This window comes from Polaromonas sp. P1_E1_2 (genome assembly GCF_056406035.1).
Window position 1 is genome coordinate 1 of the sequence record NZ_JBFUAZ010000191.1, and the last position, 6,629, is coordinate 6,629.

9 protein-coding genes and 1 pseudogene are annotated in these 6,629 nt (G+C 61.2%); 5 read left to right on the plus strand and 5 right to left on the minus strand.

Features of this window, described 5'->3' with window-relative positions; translation table 11 throughout:
• From AC1D1P_RS10915 to AC1D1P_RS10930, 4 genes are all read left to right on the plus strand, one after another.
• A partial coding sequence (locus AC1D1P_RS10915) for a LysE family transporter (RefSeq protein WP_477672981.1) occupies positions 1 to 337 on the plus strand: 337 nt, incomplete at its 5' end.
• 12 nt (positions 338 to 349) lie between these two features.
• A complete protein-coding gene (locus AC1D1P_RS10920; RefSeq protein WP_477670803.1) occupies positions 350 to 994 on the plus strand; it encodes a glutathione S-transferase in 645 nt (214 codons plus the stop codon).
• Positions 995 to 1,005: 11 nt separating this feature from the next.
• Positions 1,006 to 1,626, plus strand: a complete 621-nt coding sequence (locus tag AC1D1P_RS10925) for an HAD-IA family hydrolase (protein ID WP_477670804.1) — start codon at positions 1,006 to 1,008, stop codon at positions 1,624 to 1,626.
• Positions 1,627 to 1,704: 78 nt separating this feature from the next.
• Positions 1,705 to 1,971, plus strand: coding sequence for a hypothetical protein (locus AC1D1P_RS10930; RefSeq protein ID WP_477670805.1), 267 nt, complete (start codon positions 1,705 to 1,707; stop codon positions 1,969 to 1,971).
• Between the two features lie 217 nt (positions 1,972 to 2,188).
• Here AC1D1P_RS10930 and AC1D1P_RS10935 read toward each other — a convergent pair whose 3' ends face one another.
• The 4 genes from AC1D1P_RS10935 to AC1D1P_RS10950 form a co-directional block, all read right to left on the minus strand.
• Positions 2,189 to 2,602: a DUF4279 domain-containing protein gene (locus tag AC1D1P_RS10935; protein ID WP_477672982.1), complete on the minus strand. Its 414-nt coding sequence runs from the start codon at positions 2,600 to 2,602 to the stop codon at positions 2,189 to 2,191.
• A 105-nt stretch (positions 2,603 to 2,707) separates the two neighbouring features.
• Entirely contained in the window at positions 2,708 to 3,244 is a 537-nt protein-coding gene (locus AC1D1P_RS10940) for a hypothetical protein (RefSeq protein WP_477672983.1), read from the minus strand.
• 69 nt (positions 3,245 to 3,313) lie between these two features.
• Entirely contained in the window at positions 3,314 to 3,574 is a 261-nt protein-coding gene (locus AC1D1P_RS10945; RefSeq protein WP_477672984.1) for a UBP-type zinc finger domain-containing protein, read from the minus strand.
• A 12-nt stretch (positions 3,575 to 3,586) separates the two neighbouring features.
• A complete protein-coding gene (locus AC1D1P_RS10950; protein WP_477672985.1) occupies positions 3,587 to 5,323 on the minus strand; it encodes an FAD-dependent oxidoreductase in 1,737 nt (578 codons plus the stop codon).
• A 200-nt stretch (positions 5,324 to 5,523) separates the two neighbouring features.
• On the opposite strand from AC1D1P_RS10950, the gene AC1D1P_RS10955 reads away from it, so the two are divergent.
• Positions 5,524 to 6,318: an extensin-like domain-containing protein gene (locus AC1D1P_RS10955; RefSeq protein WP_477672986.1), complete on the plus strand. Its 795-nt coding sequence runs from the start codon at positions 5,524 to 5,526 to the stop codon at positions 6,316 to 6,318.
• A 102-nt stretch (positions 6,319 to 6,420) separates the two neighbouring features.
• On the opposite strand, the pseudogene AC1D1P_RS10960 reads toward AC1D1P_RS10955, so the two are convergent.
• Positions 6,421 to 6,629: pseudogene (locus AC1D1P_RS10960) on the minus strand (DSD1 family PLP-dependent enzyme); the annotation flags it as partial.

The following is a 6,629-nucleotide window of genomic DNA, read 5'->3' on the forward strand; positions in this document are numbered from 1 at the left end:
CGCGGGGGTTCTCCTGTCCATCACCAACCCGCAAAACATTGCCTACTGGGCCGCGCTCGGCAGCGCCTTGGGCGGCGTTGGAATCCATGAACCAACGGCTGCCGACTACGGCATCTTTTTTGTGGGCTTCATGGTGTCGTCGGTGGTATGGGCATTCTTCTGCGCGGCAGTGGTTGACCGGATCTTTCGCCGGGCCGGCACGCGGTGGGCCAAGGTGACCTACAAGCTTTGCGCCGCCGCTTTTCTGGCGCTGGCCATTGGCTCGGTGCGCGACCTCATGGTCCAGTCGCCGCCTCTTCCCCATCAAGACAAATCCGTCGTGACCGGTAAACCCTGAACAGGAACTGCCATGCAACTCATAGGAATGCTCGACTCGCCCTACGTTCGCCGCGTAGCCATTTCCCTGCAACTCCTCGGCCTGCGCTTTGAACACCAATCGGTCTCGGTCTTCAGCACCTTTGAGAAATTCCGGCAGATCAACCCGGTTGTCAAAGCGCCCTCACTTGTGTGTGACGACGGCACGGTGCTCATGGACTCCACCCTGATCATCGACTACGCCGAGGCGCTGGCCGTGCAGCAGGCGCCGCCCAGAAGCCTGATGCCGGCGGCCATTGCCGAACGCCAGCAGGCACTGCGCGTGATTGGCCTGGCCATGGCCGCCTGTGAAAAAAGCGTGCAGATCATCTATGAGCGCAACCTGCGCCCCGCTGAAAAGCTGCACCAGCCCTGGGTGTCTCGTGTGACGGGCCAGTTGCTGGCGGCCTATGGTGAACTGGAATCAGAACTTCGGCGCAAACCGCTGGCGGCGACCAGCGGCACCATGGGCCAGGACGGCGTGACCACGGGCATCACATGGCACTTCACGCAGGCCATGATTCCAGAGGTAGTGAACGCGGCTGACTACCCAGCCCTGTGTGAGTTCTCTGCCCGGGCTGAACAGTTGCCTGAATTCCTGGCTGCGCCGCACAGCGACAAGACCTACAAAAACCCATAAAACCCAGCAACATGCAAACCACCAAAGTCCAGGCACTGCTGTTCGATCTAGGCGGCGTGTTGATCGATGTTGATTTCAACCGCGTGCTTGAGCACTGGCAGCCAATCTCCCGGCTATCGCTCGAAGAGCTGAAAGCCACCTTCAGCGCCGATCTGCCCTACCAGCAGCATGAGCGCGGCGAAATCACGGCGGCGCATTACTTCGCCCATCTGGCCGAGGCCTTGCAGCTTCAAGACAATCCGGCACACATCACCGCAGGCTGGAACGCCATTTTCGGCGACGAGATCACCGAGACGCTCGACCTGGTGCAGGAAGCGCGTAACCATCTCCCGTGCTATGTTTTTTCCAACACCAACGCCACACATCAGGCGGTATGGACCGCGCTTTACCCCCGCCTGGCGCAGTCATTCGAGCGAATTTTTGTGTCGTCCGAGATCGGTTACCGCAAGCCTGAGCGCCGCTCTTTTGAATACGTCGCTGACGCGATGGGCGTTCCGCTCAACGCCATCCTGTTCTTTGACGACCACCCCGACAACGTCGAAGGCGCCAGGGCCGCCGGGCTTCAGGCGGTTCAGGTGCGGGGGCCGGCGGATGTCAGGGTTGCGCTTGAGGGGATAGGTTGCGTGAGGTAAGGTAACGTCTGCCACGGGCCGGCTCTTTGCGCCCTCACAGCAGTAGACTCGCCAGCCATCGGCAGCTACGATGGCTGCATGGCCACCGAATCCGATCCCAACCCTGGCGCCACTCCGGAACTTTCCGAAGAAAAGGTCAATGAGGCCAGGAACGCCTGGTGCCGGGCCTATGTGCATGTATGGGCTGACCTCTCAAAAGGCGTTTACGACAAGGACGCGATTGAAAAAGCAGCCGACGAGCATTGGCAGCGCAGCCCGAAATCAAGCCCGGTGATGGTGGCCTCGACGGAGTTCACCAAGACCACCAAGGCGGCGCCCCCGCCCGCTGCTATTCCGAGCAATTAAAGTCGTAAACATACCGATCTGCATGCGGCTTGGTGAACGCGAAGCAAAGACACCAGCAACCGGTTAGGACTGGTCACGCTGCGGCTGACGGAAATTGGCAGACAGAGAGTATTTTTTTACGGCCTCACGTGAAGATGACCGGACCACAACAACTTGCGGCGAAGCCGCCTTCTGATGTTGTGGGTACGTGTCGATTGTCATGTTAGTCAGTTGGCGATCACGATTGCTCATAAAGCCAGATGCTAAGTGAGACATTCAGTTCGCCAAGTGACGCGAGTACATCAGGCGCGATACAAAGCGACAACGAGCCTTGCTCTGCCCGGCAGTCCAGATAAGGCGAGTAACCCTCACGCCGCAGGCTGCTTAGCGCCGCAGACCTCGGCTGAAGGAGTCCAATCCACTTGGCCAACTGCTGCTCCACCGTGAGATCTTCGCCAGCCTCTGGTAGATCCAGTTTCCACAGACCAACCGGCGACGCGRATCCCGCTCTAACGCCCGTCGTTGTGCACTCACCAAGCCTCACAGCTTCCGATGGATCCAACCCGAGCCGATTTGTCACGACGTCGGGATCAACGTTCTCGCGACAAAAAACCAACTGAGTAATGTTGCTCGAAGGACCAGGTGCGCGCATTTTTTTCTGCTGCCTAACGTAAAAATGACCGGACCATCACCCTTTGCGGCGGAGCCGCCTCCTGCTGTTGTGGGTCCGCGTCGATTGACATGTTATGCAGGGCATTCACAGGCTGCACATCATGGACACAACGATCGAGTGATCAAACTTACTACCAGCAGTGTCGTCAAATGGACTCTCCGATATATCAATCAACACCCGCGTGAGCTTGGGATTGAACCGCTTCATGTACTCGCGAACGCGCTCTGCCCGCGTTCCAATGAGTTGATAATCTCGCCGAGGAAGCGACATAGGGGCAACCGAGTATTCGATGCGTACCCAAGACTTTGCGGCCCAGTCCGGCCCGCACTTCGCCACCATTTCCTCGGCTGCATGGTCGAGCGCCGACCTTTGTTCGTTTGAGATCGAAACAGTCGATTTTTCGAACACCAGTCGCGCTCCCGCAGTTCCCGCAGGGGGCGGTGTGCTGTTCGCCCAAGCATGCGACAGCAGAAATGAGCTCGAGAGGACGATCGCGGAAATGAGCACGACGTCGCGCACTGTATAACGTAATTTATACCGCATATGGGTGCAATATAAGGTGGCAAATCCACCCACAAAACCAGCTTCCATTGCCCGCTCCATATGACCTTCCTGCTCCATTAAATATACCTGTCGCAGCGCTCATTAGAACTCTTGTTTACGACTTTAGCTACGCGAAATAGCTGCACCCTAGCCCACCTGCAGCTCGTGCTCATAACACCACATCCAGCTTTCCCCCGGCTCAAACGACTGGATCACCGCGTGCCCCGTCGCTGCATGGTGTTTACTGGCATGCTGGTTTTTTGAATCGTCGCAACAGCCGATATGACCGCAGTGCACGCACAGCCGTAAATGCATCCAGGTGTCGCCCATCTTCAGGCATTCTTCGCAGCCCCTTGCATTGGGTGAGTGAATCTCGGCAGGAACATGGGTGCAAGGTTTGATACGCATACAAAACTCCAGTCAGGCAGCAACAGCCGTACGTTCCATCGCCGCCAGGTGCTGGTGGATCATGGCCACCACCGCGGCGCCCTCGCCTATTGCACCGCCCACGCGCTTGACAGAGCCGCTGCGCACATCGCCAATGGCAAAAAGGCCCGGAATGTTTGTTTCCAGCGGAGCGGGTTTGTAGTCGGAATGCTTGCAGGTGACGGCCTCCCCCGTACGGACAAAACCGTGTGCATCAATGGCTGCGCCGCAGCTGGTCAGCCAGCTGGTTTCCGGGTCGGCGCCGACAAACAGGAACACGTTGCGCACATCCGCCGCGTGTTCGGTGCCGCTCTTGCGGTTGCGCCAGGTCACACCGGAAAGGCCTGTTCCGCCATTGCCGTCGCCATCATCATCGCCGTGCAGCTTCACCACCTCGGTGTGCGGCAGCAGCTCGATGTTGGGTGCGGCTTCAATGCGGTCTATGAGGTAGCGCGACATGCTGGCGGCCAGGCTGGGGCCGCGCACCAGCATGTTGACCTTGGCCGCATGCTGCGACAAAAACACGGCCGCCTGGCCCGCCGAATTGCCGCCGCCCACCAGCACCACGTCGGTCTGGCTGCACATTTTGGCTTCCAGCGCAGAGGCCCAATACCAGACGCCGCGGCCTTCAAATTCTTCAAGGCGCGGGACTTCGGGGCGGCGGTAGCGGGCGCCGCTGGCCACCACCACGGTCTTGGCGCGCAGCTTGCGGCCGTCAGTCAGCTTCACCTGCAGCTCGCCCTTGATGGCCTTGTGGGCGCAGTCCAGCGACTGGGCCTGCGCGGGGATCAGCATTTCCACACCAAACTTTTGCGCTTGCACGTATGCGCGGCCGGCCAGCGCCTGGCCGGATATGCCGGTAGGGAAACCCAGGTAGTTCTCAATGCGCGCACTGGCGCCGGCCTGCCCGCCGTAAGCACGGCAGTCCAGCACCAGCACATGCAGGCCTTCCGATGCGGCGTACACCGCCGTGGCGAGCCCGGCGGGCCCGGCGCCCACCACGATCACGTCAAACAGCTCGTCGTGTTCTTCCGTGTCGACCATGCCGATGCAGCGCGCCAGCTGGTTTTCGTCGGGGTTCACCAGCACCGAGCCATCCGGGCACACCGCCAGCACGTCACCGGCGGCCACGCCGTATTGCTCCATCAACGCGGCGGCGCCCGCGTCCTGGGCGATGTCCACCACATGGTTGGGCTCGCCGTTGCGGTTCAAAAAGCTTTGCAGACGCACCACACCGGCCGAGTTGGGCTGGCCGATCAGCACCGGGCCGCTGGCGCCGGCCTCGATCAATGCCACGYGCCGCAAAATCAGCGCGCGCACCAGCCGCTCGCCCAGGTCGGCTTCGGCAATGATGAGCGCGCGCAACTGGCCTGGCGGCACCAGCAGGGCTTCGACATCTTCTTCGGCATGGCCGTCGACCAGCGCGTTCTGGCCCGACAGCTGGCCGACCTCAGCCAGAAACTGGCCCGGCCCCTGGTTGACGATGGGCACGACATGGCCGAGGCCGTCGCGCTGGGTGATGGTGACCGACCCCTTGAGCATCACAAACATGCCGGGACCGGGCTCACCGGCGGCAAACAGCCTCTCTCCCTTCTTGAACTGCAACACCTTGCCGAAGCGCTGGATGCGTGCAATTTCAGCGGCGCTGAGCACCGGAAACATCTGGTGGTGCCGGCTGGTGTCAGCGGCCAGCGGGGATTGGGCTGGGGTGTGGGTTGCGTTGTCGGCCATCAAAATACTCCGTTAAGCCTGTTGCCAGCGGCTTGTGCGCGCGGGTTTTGGCATCAGTCAGACGATGYCATTAAACGACGAATTGGATGTCGAATCCTCCTGCAGCAGTCGGGATTTCGGCGCAAGAGAACAAATCCGGCCATCTTGGGCTAGCAGGCCTGTACGCTCATGGCTGCACCCCTCGCTTATCAACGAACACCATGCCCCTTCCCCCAGACTCCGGCCTTCCGCCCGATGAGCCGCCTGACAGGCGGCTGCGCTGGGGCCGCTGGTTATGGCTGGCCGCATGGAGCGGCCTGGTCACGGTGGCGTACGGGGTTTACAGCGGCGCCCTGCAGATTCCCACGCACATCAACCCGTGGGCACCGCTGGAAGTAACGGCACCGCCCAACATGCTGACCTTTTACAAACTGTCACGCGCCCGCAACGACCCGGCGCGCTGCCTGGCCGCGCTGGCAAGCAGCGGCATGCAGTACGACGAATTGCCCGACCGCAGCACAGGCGACGGCTGCGGGTTCAGCAATGCGGTGCGGCTGCGCACGGCGCCCGTACGCATAGGCACGGCCCTGCCGCTCAGTTGCCCCATGGCGCTGTCGTTCTTCATGTGGGAAAGAAATGCGCTGCAGCCGGCGGCGCAGCTGCATTTTGGCCAGCGCGTGGCGGGCATTGACCACCTGGGCAGTTATGCCTGCCGCAACATCAACAGCGGCGAAGGCGCGCCGCCCAATGCACCGGCCCGTTCCCGCAGCCGCCATGCCACTGCCAATGCGCTGGACATTTCCGCCTTCACACTGGCCAGCGGCAAGCGCGTCACGGTGCTGAAACACTGGCCCGACGAAGACGACACCACACCGCCCGGCCCCGAGGCGCTGCTGCTGCGCGACGCCCACAAAGGGGCCTGCAAGTACTTCAAGGGCGTGCTGGGCCCTGACTACAACACCGCGCACAAGGACCATTTCCACCTGGAGACCGGCGGCTACAGCATGTGCAAGTGAGTCAGCTCAAGGAATTCTCAAGAAAAAAAGTCCTGAAGCCCAATAGACGATTGCGCGAGCAGCTATGCTTTTAATAGCATCCGGCCGCATGGAAGCCAGAGGTCACCAGCCGTGCAGGCGGCTCCAGGTTGCCAGTTCACCGTTTTCAGCCAGCGCGTGATATTCCGGATACTGCGCGCCGGTAGCGCAGGCGTGGTTGGGCAAGATGCGCAGCTGTGTGCCGATGGGAAAGCGCGCGGCAATGTCGGTGTCGGGTGCGCCCTCGCGCGACAGGATGCCGTGCTCCTGGTTGGCGCCGCTGAGGACATAGC